This window comes from Saprospiraceae bacterium (genome assembly GCA_016710235.1).
Lineage (GTDB): Bacteria > Bacteroidota > Bacteroidia > Chitinophagales > Saprospiraceae > Vicinibacter.
The window spans coordinates 2,999,029-3,025,938 of the sequence record JADJLG010000001.1 but is presented as its reverse complement, the minus strand read 5'-3'; the positions used below and the strand labels follow the sequence as shown (position 1 = coordinate 3,025,938).

General features: G+C 37.8%; 22 protein-coding genes. 11 read left to right on the top strand and 11 right to left on the bottom strand.

Annotated elements, in window-relative coordinates:
* The first annotated feature begins 122 nt into the window (after positions 1–122).
* Positions 123–3,251: a hypothetical protein gene (locus IPI99_12055; GenBank protein MBK7341248.1), complete on the top strand. Its 3,129-nt coding sequence runs from the start codon at positions 123–125 to the stop codon at positions 3,249–3,251.
* Here the strand turns inward: IPI99_12055 and IPI99_12050 are convergent.
* From IPI99_12050 to pdhA, 3 genes are read right to left on the bottom strand one after another with little or no spacing between them, the layout of a single operon-like run.
* A complete protein-coding gene (locus IPI99_12050) occupies positions 3,235–3,714 on the bottom strand; it encodes a barstar family protein (GenBank protein ID MBK7341247.1) in 480 nt (159 codons plus the stop codon). The two genes, IPI99_12055 and IPI99_12050, sit on opposite strands and share 17 nt — an antisense overlap.
* Positions 3,714–4,142 (bottom strand): hypothetical protein, encoded by a 429-nt coding sequence (locus IPI99_12045; GenBank protein MBK7341246.1) that lies wholly within the window; start codon positions 4,140–4,142, stop codon positions 3,714–3,716. Before IPI99_12045 ends, IPI99_12050 begins: the two co-directional genes overlap by 1 nt.
* A gap of 30 nt (positions 4,143–4,172) precedes the next feature.
* A complete protein-coding gene (gene pdhA, locus IPI99_12040) occupies positions 4,173–5,210 on the bottom strand; it encodes a pyruvate dehydrogenase (acetyl-transferring) E1 component subunit alpha (GenBank protein ID MBK7341245.1) in 1,038 nt (345 codons plus the stop codon).
* 188 nt (positions 5,211–5,398) lie between these two features.
* Here pdhA and IPI99_12035 point away from each other — a divergent pair, with 188 nt between their 5' ends.
* Genes IPI99_12035 through IPI99_12025 form a run of 3 tightly spaced genes read left to right on the top strand, consistent with a single transcriptional unit; the run spans position 5,399 to position 6,789 of the window.
* Positions 5,399–5,917: an AAA family ATPase gene (locus IPI99_12035; GenBank protein MBK7341244.1), complete on the top strand. Its 519-nt coding sequence runs from the start codon at positions 5,399–5,401 to the stop codon at positions 5,915–5,917.
* Between the two features lie 11 nt (positions 5,918–5,928).
* Positions 5,929–6,495 carry a hypothetical protein gene (locus IPI99_12030; protein MBK7341243.1) on the top strand — a complete coding sequence of 189 codons (567 nt, stop codon included), beginning with the start codon at positions 5,929–5,931 and terminating at the stop codon, positions 6,493–6,495.
* Between the two features lie 3 nt (positions 6,496–6,498).
* A complete protein-coding gene (locus IPI99_12025; GenBank protein MBK7341242.1) occupies positions 6,499–6,789 on the top strand; it encodes a DUF721 domain-containing protein in 291 nt (96 codons plus the stop codon).
* A 337-nt stretch (positions 6,790–7,126) separates the two neighbouring features.
* Here the strand turns inward: IPI99_12025 and IPI99_12020 are convergent, their stop codons facing one another.
* The 4 genes from IPI99_12020 to IPI99_12005 all read right to left on the bottom strand — a co-directional run bounded on the left by IPI99_12020 (position 7,127) and on the right by IPI99_12005 (position 10,984).
* Positions 7,127–8,305 (bottom strand): acetyl-CoA C-acyltransferase, encoded by a 1,179-nt coding sequence (locus tag IPI99_12020; protein MBK7341241.1) that lies wholly within the window; start codon positions 8,303–8,305, stop codon positions 7,127–7,129.
* Between the two features lie 122 nt (positions 8,306–8,427).
* Positions 8,428–9,150, bottom strand: a complete 723-nt coding sequence (locus IPI99_12015; GenBank protein ID MBK7341240.1) for a UbiA prenyltransferase family protein — start codon at positions 9,148–9,150, stop codon at positions 8,428–8,430.
* Positions 9,151–9,241: 91 nt separating this feature from the next.
* Positions 9,242–10,321 (bottom strand): M42 family metallopeptidase, encoded by a 1,080-nt coding sequence (locus tag IPI99_12010; GenBank protein MBK7341239.1) that lies wholly within the window; start codon positions 10,319–10,321, stop codon positions 9,242–9,244.
* A 15-nt stretch (positions 10,322–10,336) separates the two neighbouring features.
* On the bottom strand, positions 10,337–10,984 hold the full coding sequence (locus tag IPI99_12005) for an orotate phosphoribosyltransferase (GenBank protein MBK7341238.1): 648 nt from the start codon (positions 10,982–10,984) through the stop codon (positions 10,337–10,339).
* 6 nt (positions 10,985–10,990) lie between these two features.
* Here IPI99_12005 and IPI99_12000 point away from each other — a divergent pair, with 6 nt between their 5' ends.
* From IPI99_12000 to IPI99_11970, 7 genes are all read left to right on the top strand, one after another.
* A complete protein-coding gene (locus tag IPI99_12000; GenBank protein MBK7341237.1) occupies positions 10,991–11,644 on the top strand; it encodes an NUDIX domain-containing protein in 654 nt (217 codons plus the stop codon).
* A gap of 85 nt (positions 11,645–11,729) precedes the next feature.
* On the top strand, positions 11,730–13,430 hold the full coding sequence (locus IPI99_11995; GenBank protein ID MBK7341236.1) for a DUF1800 domain-containing protein: 1,701 nt from the start codon (positions 11,730–11,732) through the stop codon (positions 13,428–13,430).
* A 20-nt stretch (positions 13,431–13,450) separates the two neighbouring features.
* Complete coding sequence (locus IPI99_11990) at positions 13,451–15,160, top strand: DUF1501 domain-containing protein (protein MBK7341235.1); 1,710 nt, start codon at positions 13,451–13,453, stop codon at positions 15,158–15,160.
* A 20-nt stretch (positions 15,161–15,180) separates the two neighbouring features.
* Complete coding sequence (locus tag IPI99_11985) at positions 15,181–16,443, top strand: hypothetical protein (protein MBK7341234.1); 1,263 nt, start codon at positions 15,181–15,183, stop codon at positions 16,441–16,443.
* 14 nt (positions 16,444–16,457) lie between these two features.
* Complete coding sequence (locus IPI99_11980) at positions 16,458–16,769, top strand: hypothetical protein (protein MBK7341233.1); 312 nt, start codon at positions 16,458–16,460, stop codon at positions 16,767–16,769.
* Positions 16,751–18,082, top strand: coding sequence for a T9SS type A sorting domain-containing protein (locus tag IPI99_11975; protein ID MBK7341232.1), 1,332 nt, complete (start codon positions 16,751–16,753; stop codon positions 18,080–18,082). The genes IPI99_11980 and IPI99_11975 overlap by 19 nt, the downstream gene beginning before the upstream one ends.
* Before the next feature lie 164 nt (positions 18,083–18,246).
* Positions 18,247–19,851 (top strand): ABC transporter substrate-binding protein, encoded by a 1,605-nt coding sequence (locus IPI99_11970; protein MBK7341231.1) that lies wholly within the window; start codon positions 18,247–18,249, stop codon positions 19,849–19,851.
* Between the two features lie 19 nt (positions 19,852–19,870).
* Here IPI99_11970 and IPI99_11965 read toward each other — a convergent pair whose 3' ends face one another.
* From IPI99_11965 to IPI99_11950, 4 genes are all read right to left on the bottom strand, one after another.
* Positions 19,871–21,298, bottom strand: coding sequence for an SET domain-containing protein-lysine N-methyltransferase (locus IPI99_11965; GenBank protein ID MBK7341230.1), 1,428 nt, complete (start codon positions 21,296–21,298; stop codon positions 19,871–19,873).
* A gap of 7 nt (positions 21,299–21,305) precedes the next feature.
* Positions 21,306–22,406, bottom strand: a complete 1,101-nt coding sequence (locus IPI99_11960) for a hypothetical protein (GenBank protein MBK7341229.1) — start codon at positions 22,404–22,406, stop codon at positions 21,306–21,308.
* Positions 22,390–22,881, bottom strand: a complete 492-nt coding sequence (locus tag IPI99_11955; GenBank protein ID MBK7341228.1) for an SET domain-containing protein-lysine N-methyltransferase — start codon at positions 22,879–22,881, stop codon at positions 22,390–22,392. The genes IPI99_11960 and IPI99_11955 overlap by 17 nt, the downstream gene beginning before the upstream one ends.
* A 666-nt stretch (positions 22,882–23,547) precedes the next feature.
* The gene (locus IPI99_11950) at positions 23,548–26,754 is read right to left on the bottom strand and encodes a PKD domain-containing protein (protein MBK7341227.1); all 3,207 of its coding nucleotides are present in this window, start codon (positions 26,752–26,754) and stop codon (positions 23,548–23,550) included.
* Positions 26,755–26,910: the final 156 nt, after the last annotated feature.

The window sequence follows — 26,910 nt, the reverse complement described above, 5'->3', positions numbered from 1 at the left end:
TTTATCCTAGACCTAATTTTCTCATTAAGTCAAGTAGTTTCCAACGAATGAGATGAAACTTATGGTAACATGCGTTTGTTTTTGGGTAAGACGTAGTTCGACAATTCTTTGATTATAAAAATATGGCAAGTACAGGCATTTTCAAATGGTTAAAATGGATTCTGGTGTTGGTAGGATTTCTGCTGCTGGCTGCAGTTCTTTTACCAATATTGTTCAAAAAACAGGTTGTAGCAAAAATTGCTGAAACAGCCAGTAAACAAATAAACGGGAAATTGGAATTTGGAGATGTTGATCTGACTTTATTCAAACATTTTCCGAGTTTCACTGCAGCGATTATTACGCCTAAAGTCACCAGCTATGTTGCTCCTGATAGTAGTGTTTTATTTTCTGCAAAATCTTTGGACATCACCATTAGTTTCTGGCAGTTGTTCAAACTGAAATCAGGTTTTCAGATCAATGGTTTACACCTTTATGATGGCTTTATTAACATCCAACAATATGCAGATAGCACCGCAAATTATCAGATCTATGCAGCTAGTCCTGACACAGGTACAGTGGCTTCAGAACCTCTGATGCTCAAGTTAGAGAATTACGAATTGGTGAATTGCACAATACTCTACAATGATCACTCTGTAGGTGGAATGAATATATCCATCAAAGGCTTAACTCATGCCGGCAACGGAGATTTCGGTAATAATCTGGTCCATTTAAATACAACAACAACTATAGATAGTATCTCAGCAAGCACAGGTCTGATGACTTATTTGACACAAGCTCAGCTGAATCTGAAGTTGGATTTGGACATTGATCAGCAGCAAAACTTATTCACTATAAGAAATCATGCTCTAAAGTTAAATGAGTTTAACCTTGATGCTACTGGTAAGCTAAAGTTGATGGAAGATGATGGCATAGATATGGATTTAAAGTTTAGCAGTCCTCAAAATCAATTCAAGAATCTCTTCTCATTGATTCCACATGCATATACAAAGGATTATGCTTCTGTAAAAGCAGACGGCAGTTACCTGTTTGAAGGTTCTGTGAAGGGTTTATATCATTCACTAAAGGAGATATACCCATCATGGAATATTTTGCTTGACGTGAAAGATGGTTTTGTACAGTATCCGGGAATGCCGGCAAATTTGCAAAAGATACAATTCCATTTACTGAGTTCAAATACCGGACCTGTCTTGGATCAAATGAACCTTCAAATCGACCCTCTTCAACTTTTACTCAATCAGAAACCTATCAGGGCAGCTTTTCATCTGGACAGGTTGACCAAAGATCCACACGTTGTGGGATTCGTCAGTGGAGCCATTGATTTCGAGGATTTTAAATCAGTGATGCCGCTCGATCCTCAGGTGCAGCTCAAAGGTCAAATCAATGCAGATATTAAGTTTGATGCTACTCAAGCGCAAGTGGAAGCGGAAGATTATGAAAACATCAAGATGGAAGGAGCATGCCTTTTGCGTGATGTTTATTACTCTTCTCCCGGAACACCGGCCATTTCCATCACTAACATGAGCACGCAATTCTCTCCACAGAAAGCCGTAATCAGCGATAGTAAAATGCAGCTGGGGAATTCGGATCTGGCCCTGTCCGGACAAATCAACAATCCCTTGAAGATCATCGTGGGAAAGGGTAAAACTTCTGTAAATCTCCAAATGCAATCCTCCTTTTTTGATGCGAATGAGTGGATGTCCGACGAAGCATCGAGTTCCGGTTCAGCTACCACTGCCAATGGAGGCTCAAGTGATGATCTTGGTATTTTTGATCAACTGGATCTAACTGCTAAAGCGGATGTTGGAAAATTGGCTTATGACAATTATACCATATCCCAAATGAGTTCAAACGTCAAATACAATGATGACAAACTGGATATTGAGCAATTGAAAATGGTAGTAAATGAAAACAGTGTCAATGTAAAAGGCCAGTTGACCAACCTGATGGGCTATGCTCTCATCAACCGAAAACTCAATGGAAATATGACAATCAATGGAAATTCGTTCAACCTTGACAAGTTGATGGCAGAAGAAAGCAGCACGCAATCTGCAGCAACTCCTACGGAGGAAACAGCTTTTGTTTTGCCCGGAAATATGGATATGAATTTTCTATTTAGTTTTAGTGATTTTAAATATGACAAACTCAATTTGAAGAATTTCAGCGGATCAGCCAGATTGGTTGATCAGCAATTGGAAATGCATGATTTGAAGAGTTCGGCTATGGGAGGCACAATGAATTTAAATGGAGTATATAACACCCAGAATCCGGATAAACCAACTTTTGATCTAAAATACGACCTGAGTAAAATTCAGTTTTCGCAGATGTACAAATCCATCATTTCTTTCCAACTTCTTGCCCCTATCGCGCAGTATATTGAAGGAATTTTCAATACCAGCTTTGTTGCCTCAGGATCTCTGAAAAAAGATATGATGCCTGATTTTTCTACCATCAATGTCAATGGTCTGATAGAAACAATAAATGGGATAGTGCGAGGGTTTAAGCCGGTAGAGAGTATTGCGGATAAGCTAAATTTGAAAGAATTTAAATCAATTTCTCTGGAGAATACCAAAAACTGGTTTCAGGTAGAAAATGGAGCTGTTTCCGTGAAAGAATTCCAAAAGAAAATTGCTGACGTTGATATGAAGGTATCAGGGACACACCAAATTTCAGGGCCGATGGATTATAAATTTGTATTTAAAATACCACGTGAGAAATTGAATAAAATTCCGGATGGTGGCGTTGTGGACAAAGGCATTGGTTTTTTAAACACTCTTTCAACGCAAACAGGAATTCCGATTTCAGTTGGTGAGTATATTAACATTGCAGTTGGATTAAAAGGCAGTATTGCTAATCCGGATATCAAATTTAATTTATTGGGTTCTGATGGAAATTCAGCTCAGAATGTGGTGCAACAGACTTTGGACGATGTCAAGAAAAAAGCAGAAGATTCGCTGAGAACTTTAGCGGAACAAGAGTTGAGGAAAGCAAAGGATAAAGCGATGGTAGAAGCAAAACGTGTCGAAGATAGCCTTCGTCGAGTTGCTAATGAAAAAATAAAAGAAGCAGAGCAAAAAGCTGTAGACCAGGTAAAAAAAGAAGCAGGAAAATATGTAGATACTACCTTAATAAATAAAGGAAAAGATGTATTGAATGACAAAGCCGGAAAAGTGCTCAATGAATCCACCAAAGAAGAAATTGAGAAAGCAAAGGAAAAGCTCAAAAATTGGGATCCATTTAAGAAGAAAAAGTAGAATTGTCCGCAGTTTCCTGGTTATGAATCATCCATTCATAGATGATGTCATTTTCGTCCAATTGATTTTGGATTTTTGTGGTGCCTTGTATAAAACAATCAAAGGACTTGTTTGGAACCAACCTCTCTTCATCTAATGACCATTCAATCAGGACTTCATCGATGAGGAATAGAAAATTGATAAAAAGATCGGTGTCATGTTCTTCACACTCCATAATTTGATCCGGATTGCAAATAAGCAGTTCAATATGCTTTTGTTCTATCCAAGAAAGGTCTGTCATGCAGTCAAATAGCCCATCTAAGTTTTTTCCAAAATAATCCGGAAAATGAAATAACTTTTGGATGACAGAATAAAACGAGTTTGCATCAGGGCATTCCTTTCCATCTAAAGTAATATTCAAGACATGATCAGATGATTGAAATTTCTGATCCGGTTTTTCAATAAAAAGTTTTATCGGATGCATTATTTGAGTTTTAAAAAAGTAGAGTAATGGTCCTTTGTATAATAGGCTGACTTATCGTCCCCGGTAATGAGCCTTTCTGCCCCTCGGTTTTTGATTGGATCTTTCGGATGAACATCCCATTCGCGATAAATGATCTTTTTCTGGCCTTCCATTTTTTGAGGCAACCTTTTTTCTCTATTTTGAAATATTCTTCCTCCTACAAAATTCTCAGGAGCAACTCCATTTTCTTCCACAAATTCCAACATATCATAAACATAGGCTGGAACAGAAACCAAACGATCTTTGAGTAAAACTTTTGTAGGTGCCGGTTTAGAGCTCTGTGGTAAATGGATCTCAGGATAAGACTTGGTCTGTAGCTCTTTGACATCCTGAGAAGATTCGGATTGATTGTAAAATAATACACCTGCCAGCAAGATGATGCCGGTCATGATGAGGACAATGTACTTGAGCTTCACGAATTATGTAAGATAAGGATAGTCGCTTTCTACATAGTTGTCTTCATATAGACCTTCAGCTGTTGGAAATGGAGAATCCTCAGCAAATTGAACAGCATCATCCACTTCTGCTTTGATTTTGTTTTGAATGATTTCCATCTCTTCACTTGTCGCAATTTTATTGCTTTCAATGAACTGTTCAGTAAAAAGTAGGGGATCGAGCATTTTGTAATGCTCGAGCTCTTCTTTTGTTCTGTAATTGCCAGGGTCAGATACACTATGACCTCTGTATCTGTATGTTTTTATTTCTAGAAAATAGGGTCCCTTTCCACTTCTGACATATTTTGCAGCTTTCTCCAAAGCTTCATGTACAAGATCCGGTCTCATGCCGTCGACTTGCCCGGATTCCATTTCAAACGCTTGGCCTATTTTATACAGATCAACAACATTACTAGTGCGTTGAATAGAAGTGCCCATAGCATATCCATTGTTTTCAACGATATAAAGTACTGGAAGCTTCCAGGTCATTGCCATGTTGAAGGATTCGTACAATGCACCTTGCCTTGCGGCACCATCTCCAAACATTGTCACACAAATATTTTCTGTTCCTTTATATTTTTCTGCAAAAGCAATTCCAGTCCCGATGGGGATCTGTGCACCTACGATGCCATTTCCTCCAAAGTATCTATGTTCTCTACTGAAAAAATGCATAGAGCCACCTTTCCCTTTGACACAGCCGGTAGCTTTGCCATAGAGCTCTGCCATACATGATCTTGCACTCAAGCCCCGTGATAGCGCAGTACCGTGTTGTCGGTAAGCGGTCACTACTGCATCTTCTGGTCTTATGGCAGTAGTCATAGCAGCGGCAATGGCTTCTTGTCCTATATAAACATGACAAAATCCTCTGATTTTTTGCTGAGAGTACATCATAAGGGTCCTTTCTTCAAATCTCCTGACTCTCAAAATAGTCTCGTACCACTGCATCCAGGTAGATTTAGGATAGTTTAGCCCTTTATTTTGGGGTTTTACAGTACTTTTCTTTTTACTTATGACTTCAGCCATGATTAGCTCGCTTTATTGTAAGACGCAAATTTACAATTCCCCAGTATCTTATTGCAACATTTCAAGTTTAGGGCACTAGAACATTTAAGCCATAACAGCCTGAAAATAATGTTTTAACTTTGGCTTTTTGTGTCCATGCAGTCATAGCAGAGCTTTAGAATGCGCCACAAGATGTCATACCGGAATTCATGTATTTTACAGATATTACTTTTGTCAACTTCAAAAACCTGCAAATTGAAAATTTTTCAGTTGGTCGGGGAATGTACTTTATAGTTGGCGAAAACGGGGCAGGTAAAACCAATTTTTTGGATGCAGTGTATTATTGTGGTATGACCAAAAGCTGGTTTCACCACACAGACAAAGAAATATTTAATTACGCCCAATCTTATTTTCGATTGAAAGCTGTGATCCAGTCTGATCAATCGCATGAACTTAAAGTTAAAGTTCTTTCAGGTCTTCAAAAAGAAATTTCATTTGATGATAAAGTTTATCAGAAAAACGCTGACCATATAGGTAGAATTCCAGTGATCATGATTGCTCCTGATGATATTTTTGCATTCAGCCAGGACAGTGAGAATCGCCGTCGTTTTCTAAATCATTCTTTAGTTCAGTTTGACCACCGGTATTTGTTTCATTTATTGGAGTACAACAAGTATTTAAAACAGAGAAATGCTTCATTGCGAGCTCAGAAAAGAATCAGAAAATAGATCATGCACTTTTGGATATTTATGATGAGAAGTTGATTTTTCATGGGGTCCCTATTTATGAGCAGAGAAAGGAATTAGTAAAGAGCATTCTGCCTCTTTACATCGAATTTTCAAGGAAAATTAGTGACGGAAAGCAAGACTCATTGTTGGAATATGTGTCTGATTTGGACAGAGATTTTCCACAGCAATTGAGTCAATCCAGGGAGAAAGATTATTTTTCATTGAGGACAAATGTAGGCGTTCACAAAGATCAGTTTGAGCCGGTTTTTCAGAACTATAAACTTAGGGTGCAGGGATCCCAGGGCCAGATGAAGACAGCACTATTGGCTCTGAAATTGGCTCAATACCGATTACTGGCCACTCGACTACACACTACACCGGTTTTTTTATTGGATGATATCTTTTCGAAATTAGATAGGAACCGTGTGATGCAATTGGTGCAGTTGATCGCAGACGAAAAAATAGATCAGTGTTTTATTACGGATACAGATATTGAGAGGAGTAGGGAAGTGTCACAATCTCTTTCCGGGAAAGTGTTTTATACTCAAATGGTTGATGGAAAGCTCAATTCGCTATAAAAGATGAAAAAAAATAACGAGCAAAAACTGAATGAAATACTTGCGGAATTTAAAAACCAAAAGCAACTGAAATCAAATCTTATCAAGAAGGATATCATGCAAGCCTGGGAGAATATATTTGGCGATTTTATCAAATCATACACACTGGAGCTAAGATATATTGATAATACTGTGATCGTAAAATTGAACTCCTCTTCATTGAAAAAAGAATTGATGATGAATCGTCAAAAAATTCTTGATCAATTACGACAAAGACTCCCTGAACTTAAAATCCTTGATATTGAAATCCGTTGACATAAATAATCGATCATGAAGCAGGGAGTTGGAATCGATGTCACTAATATTGCAAAATCTAAAGCTCCTCCATCCTACAGAATTAAAGCTTCTGAAGTTAGTAGATTGAAAATCAATTTCTCTAATACTTTTTTTTATATAGCTATTATATATTTCAATTTCAACAACTGAAATCGGGCTTTTCAGAATGATTGAATTATTCTTTCTGAAAATTTTTAATAGAATAATGTTCTTTACTTTTTGCATTGAAGAAAGCAAAATACGTTATTTCACTCAGCAATTTTCCGCATATTCAAAACGAATAAATTCAATAAGATCTAATGAAAATCAAACCGGATCAGACCCGTTTTACAACCAGTGCTGAAGCTCCACCTCCACCATTGCATATAGCTGCAAGACCGATTTGAGCTGAATTTTGTTGAAGCACATGGATAAGACTTACGACGATTCTGGAACCTGAACTTCCCAAGGGATGTCCAAGGGAAACGGCGCCACCGTTGATATTGATTTTTTCTAAAGGCACAGCCAATACTTGAGCAAATGCGAGTGGCACAACAGCAAAAGCTTCCTTTACCTCAAAAAAATCTACCTGCTCGAGACTCAATCCAGCTCTTTTTGCAGCGAGAGGGGCTGCTATAGTTGGAGCTGTTGTAAACCATTCAGGTTCTTGTTCTGCGTCTGCATAAGATACAATCTGGGCTATAGCCTGAAGTCCAAGTTCTTTCAGCTTTTTTGCCGACATCAAAACCAGAGCAGAGGCTCCGTCATTTATGGTAGAAGCATTTGCTGCAGTCACAGTACCATCCGAGCTAAAAGCAGGTCTGAGTCCTGCAATTTTTGAAAAATCAACTTTCCTGAATTCCTCATCTTCTGAAATCAAGACAGGATCTCCCTTTTTCTGTGGTATGCTTACCGGAGCGATTTCTGCTACAAATCTACCACCAGCTGTTGCTTCGGCTGATTTCTTATATGAATCTATGGCAAACTGATCTTGTGCTTCTCTGGTAATTTGAAATTTTGTCGCCGTGGCATCAGCACAAACACCCATTGCCATTTTGCCATAAGCATCGACTAATCCATCTTTTGCTAGCCCATCCACAATCTCCGAATTGCCATACTTTGTGCCCCACCGCATACCTGGGAGATAATGTGGTACATTACTCATGCTTTCCATTCCACCACACACCACTACCTCTGCTAAGCCTAATTGTATAGATTGTGCAGCTAACATTATTGATTTCATGCCAGAAGCGCATACTTTGTTCACTGTGGTGCATCGTGTCGAAGGATTTAACCCTGCGCCTAAAGCAGCTTGTCGAGCCGGTGCTTGGCCTAAATTGGCGGCAATCACATTTCCAAAATAAACTTCTTCCACCAGATTTGGGTCAATTTTTGCAGCTTCAACGGCAGACTTTATGGCGATTGATCCGAGTTGGGGAGCTGTCAATTGACTTAAACTTCCACCAAAACTACCCATTGGTGTTCGCTTTGCGGAAACTATATAGACTTCTTGCATTGGATTTTTTTTAAATTGTTTTTCCTCATCGAAAACCTTAATTCTGGATTTTAAAAAACAAAATCAAATAATGATTGAAACCATCGAATTGTTTTGTGAAATAAGCTTTTTATTGGTGCATTTCAGAGTTGCCACTTTGCAAATAAACTCAAGCAAATTAATTTAAAAGGTATTATCAGATCAGTAGTGTACACTATACCTTTTTTTTCGAATACATTGGGATTTTGGAAGAAATACGATAAGGCAAAATTTACTGCTAAGCAAAAGTACAAACCTTTAATGGTGATATTGCCATATTGGTAAATTGCCAATTCAACGACTGCAATGAAAAAGTAAATTCCAAAACTGATAAATCTCAGTTGATGATTTGTGGCTCGTTGAGCCAATGTAGAATGATCTGTTGATAAGTCGATATGCCGATCTTTAATATCAAAAAATATGGAGTGGCACACAGTATGCAAAAATATCCACACCATCCACACCCATAGATTCGAATTAAGGTTTGATTGAATTCCTGTAATCGTCACGGCTACCCAGGCAAGCCCAATGATAACGTTTTTAACCAATGGTACTTTCCGCAAAGCGGGTTTGTGCCATGGATTTTCATATGAGAGCATGATTAAGAACAAACTGATCGAAATAATAAGCTGAGTATTAATTTTCAATGGATAAAGTAAAAACATGATGAAGCTTAAACCGGCACAGCTTGCAAAAATGATCAGTTTCTTAAGGGGAATCCGTTTTTTTTCACTGCATAAATCCCTGAAATAATAATACATGCTTACGGTTGCCATACCATGTGCAAGGCCATCAATTGTAAGTCTACGACCGGAATTTGATATCAAATAATTAATGCAAGTGATGATGCATACTATTATCAAGCCGTAAAATACGGGAATAACAATTGAACCGTAACTTATTGATTTTCTTATGATATTAAAAATAACGCAAACTTTCCTTAGGGTCGATCGCTCGCATCAACTCATAAAGTAATTGTATAATATTCTCTACGTCATCTTTGTGAGCTGACTCCACTGTTGTGTGCATATATCTCAAAGGCAAAGATATTAATGCAGAGGGTACTCCTCCATTTGAATATGCAAAAGCATCAGTATCTGTACCTGTTGTGCGAGAAGCTGCAGTCCTTTGTATGGGGATTTTATTTTTTTCAGCAGTTTGTATAATTAAAGTCTGTAATTTATTATGCACTGAGGGTGCATAACATATCACCGGCCCATCACCACACTTGATACTTCCTTGTTCTTTTGTCTTGATCATTGGCGTATGAGTGTCGTGCGTGACATCAGTCACTATGGCGATATTCGGTTGAATCGTGCGGGCAATCATTTCAGCACCACGTAATCCGACCTCTTCCTGAACAGAATTGACAATATAAAGTGAAAATGGAAGTTTGATTTTGTTCTTGTGTAAAAGTCTTGCAACTTCAGCGATGCAAAAACCACCTATCCTATTGTCCAATGCTCGGCCAACGTAATATCTATCGTTTAATGTAAATAAACTATCCTCGTACATGACGATACATCCAACATGGATACCCATCTTGAGGACTTCATCTTTATCTTTTGCGCCTACATCAATAAAAATGTTCTCCAGGGTGGCAGTCAGATTTGTATCATTCCCTTTTCTGGTATGAATTGCAGGCCAACCAAATATACCGGGAATCTTACCTTTCGGTGTCAAAATTTGCACTCGCTTGGATGGAGCAATGGATTGGTCTGCACCACCGTTGCGGATGACATAGATAAATCCATCATCAGAAATGTAGTTTACCATCCACGATATTTCATCTGCATGACCCTCTAAAACGACCCGAAATTTCTGGTTAGGATTGATTATGCTGAATAGCGTACCATAGGCATCCAGCTTCCAATCATCTATGTATGGTTTGATATAGTCCAACCAAAGTTTCTGTCCTTCGGATTCGTGTCCTGTAGGAGAGGCTTGGTTGAGATATTTGTGTAAGAATTCTTCGGACTTCTTTGTAATGAGTGACATAAGGTATGGTAACGATTAAAGAGATGACTGAAATTGATCAGACCATGCCTTGGGATTAAGATTCCAGGATTTGAGTTTTGTGAAGTCATCTCCTGATATGTACTGCGAATGCAAAGATCGTTCCAAAAGAATTGAAAAATTAGTCAACGACTTGCATTCCACCTTATTTTCTGCGAATTTTTGCAATGTTTGGGCAAAACCATAGTGAAAGATACAGACCACCCCTGCTATCGTCATTCCTTCTGCTTTTAATGCCTCAATGGCTTCAAAAGAGCTACCTCCGGTCGATACCAAATCTTCTACTACCACAACATTGCTACCGGTGGGTATCTTGCCTTCTATAAGATTCTTGAGTCCATGATCCTTTGGTTTAGATCTGACATAACAATAAGGGAGGTCGAGCCGATCAGCCACATAAGCACCCCAGGGAATCCCCGCAGTAGCCACACCAGCTATGGCATCTACATCAGCAAACTCCGAACTTACCCTGGCCAAAGCAAATATAACATGCTTCCTTGCTTCAGGAAAACTGAGAATCTGCCTATTGTCACAATAGATTGGACTGCGTAGGCCTGAAGCCCAAGTATATGGATTTTGAGGGTTGAGTTGAATTGCTTTAATTTGCAGCAATTGATCGGCAATATTTTGGGAAAGTAGAGTCACAAACAAATGAAAATTAGTAAGCAAAGTTATAAAATATACATTAATGACAAGGTATTACATCTTGTGGATAAGGAGCATTTTGCAAATTTACAACTGTCAGCAAAGTGCCTGAAAGTGCCATATTCAGGTTCGAAGAAATCACTTTTCCAATATCTGGACACCTTAGAAAAGTCATCCCGTTTCGATGAGATTGCCTTACAAACGGACGATTTGGATACCCTTTACAAGGATTTTAAGAGTTTGTTTAAGTGGGTTCCAGCCGCCGGAGGAATCATCCGCAGGGAGGATGGCAGGATCCTTATGATTTTCAGACGCAATGTCTGGGATTTGCCTAAAGGAAAGTTGGACGACAATGAAAAACCAAGAGCAGCGGCTGTCCGGGAATGTGAAGAGGAGACAGGGCTACAAAATCTAGATTTGATCAGCAAATTAAAGAACACATTTCATATTTACCGAGACAACGAAAACAAACGGGTGTTAAAAAAAACTTCCTGGTACATCCTGAATGCGCCTATGCCAGATCAGATCAAAGTTCAAATTGAAGAGCAAATCGAACGGGCGGATTGGATGAACAAAAATGAATCTTTAGACGCTGTGCCGGTCTTGCTTTCTATTCATGAATTAGTTGGATACTATTGGGCTTTGCCGGAATTGGCATAGTTGATCAAACAATATATTTTTTTTGGCTTTACCTTTGTTTAGCCAAATCGAATTTTGTATCTTGCAAGGTCAAAAAACCAAAGATATGTCAACGGCAACTTGCCTCAAAGGAACTTTGGATAAGTATGTTCCTAATCCCGAAATGCCTTGGAATGAAAGAAGGGTGAGACACCTTTTAAATAAATTAAAAGGAGGTGCAACTCTTGCCGAAATCCAAAATGCTCTGAAAGAATCTGATCCAGAGGCTTACATTAAAAAACTATTTGCCTCAGCGGTTTCGCATCCTTTGCCAGGAGAAAAGAATGCACTCGCAGATTATTCTTATATCTGGAAAGATTTCAAATCTGTGAACGTTCATACCCAGCCACCACCTAATCAACCTCCATTGGAGGCAAACAGAGATTACAGAGGTCAATATACTGTAATTAACCAATCGCGGTATAATCATCTGGTCAATCTTTGGATTCACGGTATGGTGAAGGAAGGATTGCGACATAAGTTAGCTTTGTTTTGGGCAAATCATTTTGTTTCGACTCCTGATGGGCAATGGTTGTCATTTAACTATCAGTATTACTACATGAACCATTATTTTGCACTGGGAAATTTTAAGGATTTTGTATATCATATCGGTAGAACTCCACTGATGTTGATTTACCTGAGTGGATACGTAAGTGGTCCTGTGCCGAATAATAATTATGCCAGAGAACTGTTAGAACTTTTTACGATGGGTCCGGGCAATTATACTGAAAAAGATATAGTTGAAATTGCTCGAGCTTTGACCGGTTGGGGTATCAAAACAGCTTATTATAATAACGGAGTAGTTGGAGAGTATTTTCCTGTAGCTGTTGCCGACTTTACGAATCCAGACAAATTGGATAATTATTATTTCAGGGGAAAAAACTATCACGATTTTGGTCGCAAAACATTTTTGGGTGGTACAATAGCAGGAAGAAATCCATCTACTGAAACTGCAGCTAAAATTGCTGCAAATTCGGACTATAGAGATGTAATCGATATCATTTTCAGGCAACGTACAAGTGAGATTGCTCATTTTATCTGCACGAAATTGTATAAATTTTATTTGTATGATGATCCTCCGGCAGATATCGTAAATGCTATGGCTGATGAGTTTAAAAAGGCATGGAGCATTCAAGATGTATTGATAAAATTATTTTCTAGCGATCATTTTTTTCAAGAAGAATCCATGGGCTTAAACATCAAAAGCCCATTTGATATGATGATACAGTTCTACCGTGCAATGGGACTTGAACTAGACGAAGATTATTTTATTCCGAAGTACAATAGCAGCAAACAAATCTTTGAAAATACAGCCGAAAGTGGAGGTATTAAAACTTTGGAATCCATGTATTATCAAAATAGCAATTTGGGGCAGCAATTGTTTTTTCCTCCTAACGTTGCAGGTTGGAAAGGTTACAGATCTTGGTTAAATGAACATACCCTGGTGACAAGATGGCGATATATGTCAGAGCAATTCGATTATTATCTCAACAAAACCTCTACCAGAGAAAAGTACCGTCAGTTATTGAAAGACCTAACCAACAATAGTAAAGATCCGGACTTTATTGTACAGAAGTTTGCTGAGCATCTTTTTGCAATTCCATTGGATGAGGAATACATCAAGCAAGCCATTGGCGTTTTTAAAGCACCCGTACCATCAAACTATTTTATCAATGGTACTTGGTCGTTGGATTATTCAGCAGTGCCAACACAGATACTCAATACATTGAAATATTTTGTAACTATTCCTGAGTTTCAACTCATTTAAGATTTGTCAACATTAGTCCTATGAAATCAAAAGAAATCAAAAATAATCCTCGGTTTGATCAAGGTCTGGGAGATCTGCACAATCAGGAACATATTCACTGGAATAGAAGACAATTCCTTGGAGCAGGAGGAATGTTGAGTTTGGGATCGGTAATGCTGGGAGGCCTTCCCGCCAGCCCACTATTGAGTCCTGAATTGCTGGCTAGTTTTGCTGGTTCCAATCAAAATAGAATCCTTGTTTTGATAAAAATGTTTGGTGGAAATGATGGCCTGAATATGGTGATCCCTCACAGCGAAGCCGTCGGAAATGAATTTTATAGAAATACTCTCAGACCTAATATTTCATTAAAACATGGTACCCATTATGATGATTCTATGTTGCTCAGCGGATATGGTACTCCTGACTGGGCACTACCTTCACAACTTTCAGGCTTCATGCCTTTATGGAAGGAAGGAAAAATGAACATCATCCAGAATGTGGGATATCCCAATCAGGATTATTCTCATTTTACATCGGACAGGTATTGGTCAACAGCTAGTGACTCGATAGATGATAAAACAAATAACAGCGGATGGATGGGTAGATTTTTAGAGCAAGATTACCCTGCTATGGAAGATACGCCAACTGCAGTTCCTCCGGCGATGAGAATCGGTTATTATAATGATTATTTATTTTTATCACCACAGGCAAGGCAGACAGAGCTTGTTTTTTATGATGCAAACCAATTCTATCAGTTTGCGCAAAGAGGGGCTCTGCATAGTACTGATGGCTTAGGGAATTGTGAGATTGGTGATGAAAAAAATTTTCTTCGCCAATTGACAAATAATTCATTGCGATACTCTGAAAAAATTTATCAAGCTTATAATAAATCAAAACAATATAGTACTCCTCCAGCCAATCAAGGTTATAATAATATTGCCAACGATCTGGGAATAGTGTCCAGATTAATTCGGGGTGGTCTTGGTACTCGTGTGTATTTAGTCGCAATGGGTGGCTTTGATACTCACGAAAGTCAAATGAATATTCATCCAAGGTTGATGTTGGAGCTGAATAATGCTGTCACTTGGTTTTTAGATGATCTCAAAAAAGACAATGCTCAAACTGATGTAGCGGTGATGACTTATTCAGAGTTTGGTCGTACTATTCGAGAGAATGGATCACAAGGTACCGACCATGGTAATTTATCTACAATGTTCATGTTTGGAGAAAAACTTAGTGGAGGCTTTCACGGAAATCCAATGGTATTGGACGATGCTGGATTGAGTACAGGTGGTACCTTATTGTTTTTTGAAGATGCCAAACAAAAAGCAACAGATTTCCGATCTGTCTTTGGATCTACATTGCAACAATGGATGTGTGTCGATGATGAATTGGTTGATTTTTCAATGGGTTCAAATTATAAGAGATTGGCTCTGTTTGATGTTGAAGCCTGCTCAGGCATTGAAAATAAAGGCTCGAACAACAATGCAGTATTATTGGGCCACAACCCTGATCTATACAATCCATCTCAAATTGTAATCAAATTTTCGCAGTTGGTAGGTTCTGAAACTGCGCTTTACATAAAATCAATAAATGGAAAGACAATTGCTAAATTGCATGACAAATACACACCTGCAGGATCGTACAATTTAATTTTTGATCCGTTACAATGGAAAGTGCCGAGAGGAGAATATATTTATCAACTGAACAGTGGAGGTAAAATTTACGCTCGCAAATTCAATATTTTCTAAGCCCTCAAAAATCTGAATCAATGAAAAAATTCATTATAATTATTGCATGGGCAACAATCTGTATAGTTAGTTCTGCAGGTCAGTCCGTACTAGAGAATTTCAATACTTGTGCAATTCCATCCAGTTGGGAAAGTAAAAAACTAATTGGAAATTATCAGTTTAAAATAAGTCAACATGACGAAGCAATTATTCAGAAGGGGAAAGATTGTGGTATAAACTACATTCAAGAGGATCGTGATGATAATTCCAGAAGAAAATTTGCAATCTACACTTCAGATTATATTTTTGCCAAGGGTATGGGATTGAGTATGTTGATGAAATTCAAAAAAGCAACTAGCTCAGTATTTACGATCAATATGGTGTCCGCACAAGGTAATGTGTTATTAAAAGTATTTACAACTGATGTGAAGGAGATGAGCGTGTTCTCTATTACATTGCCTATACTGCGTGATGGTACACCTTTCAAAATAGTTTTTGATTATGAAAGCACATCGAATGATTATGGTGCTATTTTAATTATGGATGATATTATGATCGAGAGAACAAATCTCAGTTGTGATAATGCGATAGAATTAAAAGTAGATCAACCATGTCAATTGGGATCTGATTATTTCTCCTCATCTACTGCCTTAAATAGTACTTGTGGTCTTTCAGTCAATAGGCCAGTTTATTATAAGTTTACTCCTGATTTTACAGGAACGGTGCACGTGATTGATAACGCCAGTTACAATAGCACTATTGAAATATGGGAAGGCAGCTCTTGCCAGAACCTGCAGAAAAAAAATTGTCAAAATCTTGATGAGTTTGGATTTACAGGTGAAAAATTAGAAATTGAAGTTGAGGCTGGAAAAACGTATTTTATAGTACTCAGTGTAGCATTAAACACATTTGGTTTTGCATCAGGAACTCATTGTCTGAAAATAAGCAAAGGTGCGTTACCACAGAGCAAACCGGCAAACGATAAATGTGAATCACGGATTTGGATTGATATTAATGATCCCTGCAGTAAAACAAATAATGTGAATGCTGACTGGAATGGGCCGGCTCCGTCATACAATTTGAGGTCAAGGTCTGACGTGTGGTTTAGTATTAAACCCTCTTCTACAAAACCTTTACAGATTACTTCGCGCTCTGACTATGCAGCTGTGATTAGTGTATTCACAGGAAACTGTAATACTATGACAGAAATTGGTGTAGAAGATTTAGAAGGGCAATATCTACTTAAAAACCCAAAATCGGGCAAGAATACATTATTCAGATTTCTGGTTACTTCTCAACTATAGAAGGTGCACAATGTGTGCAGGTCAATGAACTCGATCCTTCACAAACATCAAATGATGATTGTGTCAGTTCCTTGCCTTTATCTTTAAATGCTCCATGTGCAAGTTATACTTTGGTGAATGCTTCAAATTCGACAGTGAAATCTTCTTGTACTGTTTATCAAGGTCCTGATGTATGGTTTAAGTTTGTTGCTGGCAGTGATCGGGCGATTTTATTAGACCTTGAAGCAGATATCATGGTTCAATATGCAGTTTTCGGCGGAGCATGCAATGCTATGGTTGAACTACAATGTGGCTCAAATATCGATCCATGCGAGGACCAATATTAATCGACCAATTGACTTCTGGGCTGACTTATTTTTTACAAATCATGCCCGACAATTCCCTTGTAAAAAATAGTGGGGGAAATTTTTGTATCTCAATAAAAGAACCTTCTGCCACTACTCCATATTCAGCGCTAAGTTTAGAACTAATTCCTGATTGTATTTATGGTGTGTTGGCGAAAGTAAAGCATATTTCCAAGGGTGGATCTGGTATGCATCATTATTATGGACCTACTGAGGATGAAATCTTTTTTCCAGGACAAAAGATTGAAGCTTTTGTTGAAGATGCAAAGTCTTGTCGAGCTTTTTCGCAATTAACTGTAGATTGTGGGAGCTTATCTGCAAAATGCAAAAATTCAAATTTAGACATTCAACTCACCACAGAATGTATAAAAGATAGCATTGGAAGGCAAACAGGAAATGTGATCCTTCATATTTCGGGATTCGGAGGCTCCGGCGCTTATTACTTATATGGCACTCCAGATGGTACTCAACTTAAACATGGCGAGAATTATAAAATCATCATTATTGATAGTGACTCCTGCTATGTCGTAGAAGAAGGAAAAGTGAATTGTCCTCCTTTTGATTGTTCTCAATCAAACCTTAAAGTCGAGGTAAGCGTAGAATGTATCGACACATTGTTTCAAGCGCGTTTGACGCCTCAGGTGTCCGGAGATCTTGGAGGTTTTACAGTTCAACAAACACCGATGAATATATATCTTGATCAAGGAACAGCCTATGTAATTGATGTGAAAGATGCTGCAGGATGTGTCAGCCAAATCAAAGGCGTGATCGACTGTGATTTTGATTCTTGTGCCTATGCAAAACCGCAACTAATTGTGGATTATGATTGCTTGAAAGATCTGGCGGGCAATAATAGCGGATTGGCTCGATTAAACGTGCATGCAGAGTCAAAAGTTGGTGGCATTTATTACATTGGTAACCAACCTGGAGATACGTTGAAAAATCATGATCAATATTCAATACAGATGGTTGATTCCTTTGGCTGTGGTGAGTTGCGTTCAGGAACCATTCAATGCGATGTTCTTGCTGAGGAGGATCCATCAATTAAATCTAATCAATTTATCTGTAAACCTAATCCAGTTCATGCCACACTTGTCATTGAATGTTCAAATCCGGATTTTTCAAAAATTCAATTTAAAATGATCACTTCTGACGGTCGGAAATTTGAAGTAAATGCGAGACAGTTGAACAGCGATTTGTTTTGGATAGATGTTTCTCATTTGGTACCTGGTCTCTACTACCTTGAATGTAGTAACAAGGAATACATTGAATTTAAAGCCGTAATCAAAGAATAAAGAATAATTTGTTGAGCTTGTAAAATAAGTTCCAATATTCCATAGATATCCTTATTCCCAGAAGAAGTTGACTATTGTTTACCAGGAAGTTTTGACAATTCAACCAAGCTTCGAAAGTAAAAGATTTGGAATTTCTTAAATTGCAGCCTTAATAAAAGTAAAGCTTGAGGAGAATTTTTGCTTATGTGATTCTTGCAATATTACATTTCGGCTGCTTCAGGCCAGATGCAGACTCCGAAGAGGTTTTTCACTATAATCAACAAACACCTATAACATCATTGGATCCTGCATTTGCGAAGTCATTGAACCATATGTGGGCTATTGAGCATGTGTACAATCAATTATTGGATTTGGATGACTCAATGAAGCTTGTTCCGGAGATTGCAAGCTCTTGGGAGATATTAGATCAGGGTCTGACCTATCAGTTTCATTTGAGAAATGATATTTACTTTCAAGATGACACCATATTTAAGCCGCAATCTACTAGACTTTTGACTGCAAGAGATGTAAAGTATTCATTTTCTAGATTAATGGACAAAAATCTGGCAACCCCCGGAAGTTGGGTATTTGCTGGCAAGCTAAGAGACAGTATGCCATTTGAAGCAGCCTCAGATACTATTTTTATCCTTCATTTAAAGCAGCCTTTTTCTCCAATAATGCAGATGCTTACCATGCATTACTGTAGTATTGTACCGGAAGAATTTCAAAAATACACATCACGCTTTGTTTCGGAACATCCTGTAGGGACAGGACCATTCCAATTGCAAAAATGGTTGGGCAAGCAAGGAATGTTTTTTAAAAAAAATGAAAACTTTTACCTCAAAGGTCTTCCAAAGTTGAAGGGAATCAGAATCAGTTTTATTGAGGATAGGACCTCGGCGTACCTGGAATTTTCAAAGGGGAAAATAGATTTTTTTTCCGGAATCCATTCAGGGTTTGCAAGTGATATCCTTGATGAAAACGGAGATTTGAAAAGATCTAAACGGAGATCTATCTCCTTCTATAAAAATAATTTTCTGAATACAGAGTATATAGGAATCAACAGGACGGTACTCCCGCCGGACCATTGCCTTCAGAACAGGCTTGTACGACAAGCATTGAATTTTGCTATCGATCGAGCCCAACTCATAAAAGTATTAAGACATGGTATTGGTACTCCAGCCGTGCAAGGCTTTGTCCCTCAAGGTATGGCTTCTAATGACATGCATTTAATTTCAGGCTACGAATACAATCCGAAAAAGGCGAAGGCACTTTTGGATTCTGCTGGGTATTTTGGACTGCAGCATGGCGCGGAAATTAAAATTTATACCAATAAAGACTATCTGGATATCATTCAATTCGTTGCAGGAGAATGGCAAAAAATCGGAGTAAAGTGTGCTATTGAATTGATGGAGACATCAGCTCTCAGAGAACAAATGAGGGTAGGGGGAGTCCCTGTTTTCCGTGCTTCATGGGTTGCAGATTATCCGGATGAGGAAAATTTTTTCGCACCATTCTACAGTAAAAATCCAGCACCCCCAAACTATACGAGATTTTCTTCTATAAATTTCGATGCATTGTATGATAATGCGGTTACTGAAACAGATTATCAAAGAAGAATGGATATGTATAGAAAGATGGATAGTATTTTAATTAGTGAATCACCGGTAATTTTTCTTTTCTACGACCAAACCGCGTGGTTTGCTTCATCTACAATTCATGGATTGAAACCAAACAGCTTAAATATTTTAAAGCTGTGTGAAGTTTATCAAACTGTCCGACAACAATAATCGATATAAAAATCTTTACTCAATTTTCAAACCCTTGACTACTATTGCCAAATAACTTTCGGGTTCCATAGATTTGTTTTCTGCAATTTTTACTGCCACATTTGCATTCAAAGGACGCAGCCGTTTCATCTATTAGTGAAGCATAATCCAATGTTAGTTCTTCTCCTGATGCAATATTTCTAATCGCTATTACATTCAGACCGTTATAAGCAGTGTTTGGTTCGCAACTATGATTTTGTGGAGCCCAATCTGTTGGGTTTCTGTCCCAGACGATATACACGTCTTGGCTCACTGGATATGCATAATGTTTAAATGCAGTTTTCCTTTTTTCGTCCCAATGCTTCTCGACATAATTCTTGGATACCAATCTGTAACTGCGCTCCTCACCGGGAAAAACTATTGTATCTTTTTTGATATCATTCCTTGCAAAAATTCCATAACCCATGATTTGAATTGGTTTGATTTCATAGAGTTTAAATTTTCCTTTATGTCTGTAAATTCCTTCTGCAATGATTTGATTCAGAAATATTTGATGGCCATCAGGTGTATGCTTTAGGATATGGTCAGCTGACCCTTCCAGTCCAAGAGGATAGAAAACACTGCAAGTAAAATTGATTTCCAAAAAATAAATCCTGCCACTCTTGTTTATTCTGAAATCAAGTCGTGCATATCCATACCCTTCAAATCCGTCAAAAATATTGATAGCTGCATGTTTTATTTGAGAGCAGGCAGGCTCTTCTATGAAGGGTATATTCGCATCAGCATGAAGTTCATTTGTTTTCAGTGAGTATGTTTTGAAACGATGCTTTTTTGGAAATACATATTCTATTGGTTGAAAAGCAATACTCGCTTGGGACTCTCCAATTCCGGCTGCAACCAATACAGTTACTTCCCTGCCATCAATGTACTCTTCAACTAAAATTTCAGAAAACTCATCTAATAAACTGCAACATTTGGATTGCAATTCATTAATATTTGTACACAAAGATTTTTCATCAATTCCTAAGCTGTCTCCTGCTTTGGCAGGTTTTACAAAAAGTGGAAATTGAAGATGTGAAATATTATCTTCTAATTGATCAACATTTTTGATTAATGCATATTGTGGAGAAAGTACATTGTTACAATATGCGACGTACTTCATTAGCTGTTTTGGTGGGTCATATAGATCCACTGTGGGGCCTGTATATGGTAATTGGAGGAGTTCTAAAAAGTAAATTACATCCAAGGATGGAACTTCCCACTCTAGATACCCTTCGCACAGGTTGATGAAAATGTCAAACTCTTTTGACTTTAACTCTGCAAGTTGTTTGTATGTGGTAAGTTTATGTAGAAAGATATATTCTACCTGATGTCCGTCCAACCATTGATTTAAATCTCTAGGAGGGTCATAGTATTTATAATCATGATTACAACTGGAGTAATCGGCTTGTAAGACACAAATTTTCATTTTAGAATTACAAATGTCCTTTTATAGCGTCAAAGATGATCATTAAAATTAATTCAGCAAAAGTTTTTTTTGAGACCCTTAATATTGCTCCAATTGAAGTGTAGTTTTCATCTTCACTAAGACCACACTGAGCATTTGCTTCTAGTACGTAAAGCTGCTTGGTTTCCTGGTCTTGCCGAATATCAATTCTTGTGTAAGACTTGCCTTTCAAAGCTTTATAAGCTTTAATACTGATCTCTTTGAGTTGTTCGTTGAGCTCTGGATCTACGGGTTTGTACTCGAAAAAGAATTCTGAATTTGGCATTGAGGGTTCATTTTCATAAATTTCCCAAAGCCTATCAAAAGAGAGAAACTTTTGATCGTCTTTTAAAGATGAATGAAATTTTCTGTGTACGGCATCAAAGTAAACTATCTTCTCCGGATCATCCCATGAACCCACCAGCATAGTTGTATATTCCTCACCCTTCACATATTTTTCAACTATTGCGCCGTCTATATTCAAATCCCATCCTCTGTATCCGGATTCTATTTTATGGACAATGTTTGCATACTGATGAGTAGTGTAAACGACATTATCTATTCCGACTCCCATGCTGCCGCCTGAGACAGCAGGTTTAATAATCAATGGTGATCCCAAATTAATGAACTGAGAATTTGCTTTTTGAAGATCCGCTATTCCCCAAGCCGGCGTAGGAATATAGCAATTGTCAAATGTTAGTTTCATAGGAATCTTCGAAGTAGTAATCTCGTAAAAGGAACTATCAGCACCTGTATATACAACTCGTTTTTGTTCTAAATAATGGATTACAGACAAGCCCGGAGCTCCATTGATTTCATCACCATCACATAGGTTAAAGAATACTGGAGTTTTATTTAAACTATTAGCAATGTGCCTATCTATTGTCTCCGCGTAACTGCTCATGGTGACTTCTGACCATTCCCAGTCAATTCCTAAATCTGAAAATGCTTTGCTGTACTCTTCAAAACTTTGGCTAAAGTCATAATAGTACGCGATGTTTGGATCGTCTGATTGGATACCGGGGACAAGTACGAATACTTTATAGTCAGTAAGTAAATTCTGAGTCGGAATATCAAATACCTTCTGCAAGACAATTTTGGATGTAAGGACTTAAATTATATTGTTTTAGAATGGATAAGGGTAAATATTTTGCACCCATTATTGTCCCAATACAATTGTCTTCACCACAATGGCATTGAAATGACTGTTCCATGTCCCATTCAGTTGAAGGGTAAAAGAAAAATAATTCTGTACCCGGTTCAATATCTTCAACAGCTTCGAGAGTCATTGTTTCAATGTTAAAAAAGCAGTTGGGTTTACAGCTATGGTTTACACATTCTAACTTATTTGGATGGAGAATAATATGCTTTTGAGCAGATATCTGAACAGTGAGATAATTTGGCTTTGTCAATTCTTGCTGAGCAGAGAAGGCCGAAATCACCTCTCCCTTTCCAAATGATTGATGACAAATAAGCCCTCTAAATCCGTTTTCAGGATTATGATAGACCTCAAGATGTAAAGGTTCAACTTGATCATGAGCTATCCCAAGGGTAGAACTTTTCATTTTCATGGCGCTAATGTATATATATTTTTAAATAATACATGCTAATAATTATTGAAACACATTCTTGCTTTACTATCAAACTGGAAGCATGTTTTTTTTTACTTTTAGCGTCGATCAAATGCATTTCTCGCATGGCTTTTATAAGCTTGTCAAAGAAGCTATTGATAGCAATTGGACCAATTTTGATTTGAGATTCTTCGTGAAGGACGAATACTCAAGAATACCAGAGTGAATAGCAAAATAGACCTGTATGATGACGAAAATTTGGACAAAACTATCCAAATAGCATATGATTGGGTTCGTCGCATCATGGAGTTGAAAGAATTTAGTGCGGGATTATTGCATCAAATTTGATCTGGGTATATTTCACATTTGTAAAATGTTGAAGCTTTTAATTTGACTTAATGGGGGAACAGGCAATTGATCCAATGATTTTAGTCAAAATCGAAGGAACCAAGAACAGCTTTACTTGGCTTGTTTTGAAAAATCTCTTCTTGAGAAACAGATAAAATGGGCAGCTTTGATTTGGTGTATGATAATGCTTGAATTATTTGTTGGAAAATTTGGGTAAGTCAATTTTACTCAGCCTCATTTAGTCGTAGAAAAAAAAGAGAGGCAACTGATCTGTTGCCTCTCTTGATGAAATTGGTTTAACAAGGATATAACTTATCGCATAATGGATATCTTTTGCACAGTTCTGGTATTTCCGTTTTGCAATATAGCAAGATAGATACCAGATTCAAGTTTTGTAGTGGAAATGTCAGACCTTAACGCGTCAATTTTTTGTTGATGGATCACTTTACCTTTGAAATCAACTATACTAAGCTGAGCAATTTCATCAGGAAGTGATGGAACGATCAAAGTAAAATTGTCCCTTACTGGATTAGGATAAATTTCCATCTCCTGATAAGCTGCAAATAGTTCAGATGTGCCTTGTCCATTTTGGTCAATTTCAGTTCCGCCGTTAGGATCTTGTGGATCTCGCTTATACTTGCAATAAACGTCATCAATTATTCTGATATATTTCAATTTCGTATTACTGTTAGCACCATTATTATTCTTTACAGTGAGTTTTACCGTGAATGTGCCAAATTTATCAAACACAACTATTGGATTCTGCTCTGTTGATGTGGCAGGATTGCCATTCTCAAATTGCCAGTTCCATTCAATCACATCAGAGGAAGATTTATCAATAAAATGAATAGTAAGTGGTTTACATCCTGCTGTTGTGTCCGATGCAAAATTGACTTTTGGTACCAGATATACCGCAATGGTCTTTTCAATAGTCTTAGTTCCGCATTCATTTTCGACCGTCAGTATTACGCGAAACTCACCTTCAACTCCATAATCGTGGACAGGATCTTCTTCTGTGCTTGTTTTGCCATCTCCAAAATCCCAGTGATAGGTATTTCCAAATTTACTTGTATTGTCAAATGTAGCAGCAAAGCCTTTGACTGTAGATTTGAATACAGGAACGGGGTAATCTTTAACATCAATGTAGTCTTGTACAGTTAAGCTATCTCTGTAAGCTGCATTGTAAGCGAGTAAAGAAACAGAATACTTGCCTGAAACTGGGTAGACCACTTGTGGATTTCGCAATGTGCTTGTAGAAGGATTACCTCCAGGGAAAGTCCATTCAAAATTTGTTGCAGCTGATGAAGAGAGATTTTCAAAATCAACAGTATATGGTGCACAACCAAATTGATTTTGAACTTTGAAACCAGCGACGGGTCTATCTCCAATTACTATAGTTTGCTTACTTGTATGAGTTCCACAAAGATTATCAACTGTGTAGATTACTTCGTAAATACCGTTAGCAAATGAATGAGAAGGGTTTTCTTCATTGCTAGTATTGCCATCACCAAAATTCCAAAAATGGTTTTTTGGGTATGTAGCTTTACTGTTGAATTGAAGAGTGGCACCCATGACATCATAATCAAACTTGGAAACCGGAGCACTGTCTATTGTGATATAAAGTTTTTTCTCTGAAGAAGCAGTATATCTTTTTCCTGATGAAAATAGTTTCACATCATAAACGCCTTTGTTTTTATAAGTAATCACTGGATTTTTTAAGATTGAAAAATTAGGAGTTCCGCCAGGAAATCTCCAGTCCCATCTGATTACATTATCTGAAGACTGGTCAAAAAATTTGATTTGTTTTGGTGCACAACCCCAAATTGTATCGGCATCAAAATCTGAAGTAGGGAAGTAATACACTTCAATTATTTTAGTAAGCGTTCTTACTCCGCAATCGCCAGTTACACGTAACGTGACAGTATAATCTCCTTCAGCTTTATAATCGTGTACCGGTTCAAATTCTGTGCTGGATTGTCCGTCACCGAATGTCCAGAAAAAATCGAATCCGTATTGAGTGGTATTTCTGAAGCCAACGGATAGACTTTGGATGTCAGCTTCAAAATCAACAATAGGTGCAGGATCCATCTGAATATATTTAGCCTTTACTACTTTGGTCGAGCATCGTGGATTTTTAACTTCCAACTCCACATCATAAACTCCGGCATTTGGATATTGTACTAACGGATTAGGGCTGGTGGATGTAGCAGGAACACCTCCGGGGAATTTCCAATTCCAGGAAGTAGTATAAAGTGACATATCTGTAAACTGCACAGGTCCGGGTACACATGCTAGTGTCGGCACCGCATTGAATATCGGCACTGGAACAGGTTCTAAATGTCCACAAGGTGTGAGGCAAGTTGCTGTATTTACAAAGTCATAAACTTGAACTCTGGACATGACGGACCAGTTATTAGAACAATTTACTGTTGGGGCCATGATCGTACCACTTCCACCCGTACCGCCTCCACCATCATGAGTGCAACCAAAATTGTGTCCTAACTCATGAGATTGTAGTTGCCTCAAACAACCAAAATCCATGCTGTATTCACTGCATATGTTGTATTGTTCTGATGGCAAACACACTGTTCCAATTCCAGCCGCAAGTCCAACAATTCCTGAAGTGTAATCTGTGGTCCAGCCGGTTGCAACGTCGTGTGGAGGTAATATGCTTGAAGCATTCCCTATTAATAGATTTAAATGTTCCATAATTGACATTGCCCTGTCAAAGATATCTGATGCTTGATCTGCAGGAATATAGAAGCCTGAAATCGCAAATGAAATCTGAACTTGAAAATCATCATCCCAATTGGTCTGGCAGTAGTTCATGATGGCTGTCATGAAATTCTGAGCGCCACCCATTCCTCGGTGACGTTCTACATATCCCCAGTCACATGCCAATCCAATTTCCACATCAACGCACGGAATATTTCTTGCACGAATTGGGTTCTTTTCTAATTCTTCTTGTTGTTTTTTGAATTCATTTGATCCGCACACGACAGGATCACCGGATTGGATCACATCGCCACTTTTGTAAAGTATATATAAATCCTCTTGATTTGGGTTAACCTCGTTTGGAAGTGGTTCAAGAATGTAAAGATCATTTCCACGTTGCATTGTAACCATTAAGAAATTGTTTGCAACAGTTAAGCTAGCCATACCATTCAAGTCTTCTTTGACAGCACCCCTGAATGTTCTTAGACTCTTGTCTTTTGGGGATTTGATAACACCATTCTCAGAATGCCATGGCCCATCAAACTCTGGTGTAAACAAGTCATATTCGAATAAAGTAAGTCTCTGTCTTTCAGTCGGAGATTGCAATACTACATTGTAAATATTATCCGTTTTCTTAGATAGGTCTGTCTGGAACTGTTTAATATCAATTGTAAATATTTGATAATCAATGAAGTGTTTGTTTACTAAATCGTTTCTGGAAAAACTGTGAGGCTTAAGTTGAATAGTTTGACTATAAGCCCAAGTCGATAAAAATACAATAACAATGGTTAACCAATTTTTCATGTGGAATTGTTTGATATGTGAATTAAATTCAAAATTTATGCACAAGTTAGAATAAAAAATTCATTACAGAGTTAATAAAATCACACTTCATTTTATAAAAATTTGAGCCTTTTTGTATTTCACAAAAATTAAATGTGTAAGTTATTGTCGATCAAT

Excerpts from the sequence above, each read along its gene's own strand:
- IPI99_12055 (MBK7341248.1), top strand. The coding sequence starts at position 123 with ATGGCAAGTACAGGCATTTTCAAATGGTTAAAATGGATTCTGGTGTTG.
- IPI99_12050 (MBK7341247.1), bottom strand. The coding sequence starts at position 3,714 with ATGCATCCGATAAAACTTTTTATTGAAAAACCGGATCAGAAATTTCAA.
- IPI99_12045 (MBK7341246.1), bottom strand. The coding sequence starts at position 4,142 with ATGACCGGCATCATCTTGCTGGCAGGTGTATTATTTTACAATCAATCC.
- pdhA (MBK7341245.1), bottom strand. The coding sequence starts at position 5,210 with ATGGCTGAAGTCATAAGTAAAAAGAAAAGTACTGTAAAACCCCAAAAT.
- IPI99_12035 (MBK7341244.1), top strand. The coding sequence starts at position 5,399 with ATGTATTTTACAGATATTACTTTTGTCAACTTCAAAAACCTGCAAATT.
- IPI99_12025 (MBK7341242.1), top strand. The coding sequence starts at position 6,499 with ATGAAAAAAAATAACGAGCAAAAACTGAATGAAATACTTGCGGAATTT.
- IPI99_12020 (MBK7341241.1), bottom strand. The coding sequence starts at position 8,305 with ATGCAAGAAGTCTATATAGTTTCCGCAAAGCGAACACCAATGGGTAGT.
- IPI99_12010 (MBK7341239.1), bottom strand. The coding sequence starts at position 10,321 with ATGTCACTCATTACAAAGAAGTCCGAAGAATTCTTACACAAATATCTC.
- IPI99_12000 (MBK7341237.1), top strand. The coding sequence starts at position 10,991 with ATGAAAATTAGTAAGCAAAGTTATAAAATATACATTAATGACAAGGTA.
- IPI99_11995 (MBK7341236.1), top strand. The coding sequence starts at position 11,730 with ATGTCAACGGCAACTTGCCTCAAAGGAACTTTGGATAAGTATGTTCCT.
- IPI99_11990 (MBK7341235.1), top strand. The coding sequence starts at position 13,451 with ATGAAATCAAAAGAAATCAAAAATAATCCTCGGTTTGATCAAGGTCTG.
- IPI99_11985 (MBK7341234.1), top strand. The coding sequence starts at position 15,181 with ATGAAAAAATTCATTATAATTATTGCATGGGCAACAATCTGTATAGTT.
- IPI99_11975 (MBK7341232.1), top strand. The coding sequence starts at position 16,751 with ATGCGAGGACCAATATTAATCGACCAATTGACTTCTGGGCTGACTTAT.
- IPI99_11965 (MBK7341230.1), bottom strand. The coding sequence starts at position 21,298 with ATGAAAATTTGTGTCTTACAAGCCGATTACTCCAGTTGTAATCATGAT.
- IPI99_11955 (MBK7341228.1), bottom strand. The coding sequence starts at position 22,881 with ATGAAAAGTTCTACCCTTGGGATAGCTCATGATCAAGTTGAACCTTTA.
- IPI99_11950 (MBK7341227.1), bottom strand. The coding sequence starts at position 26,754 with ATGAAAAATTGGTTAACCATTGTTATTGTATTTTTATCGACTTGGGCT.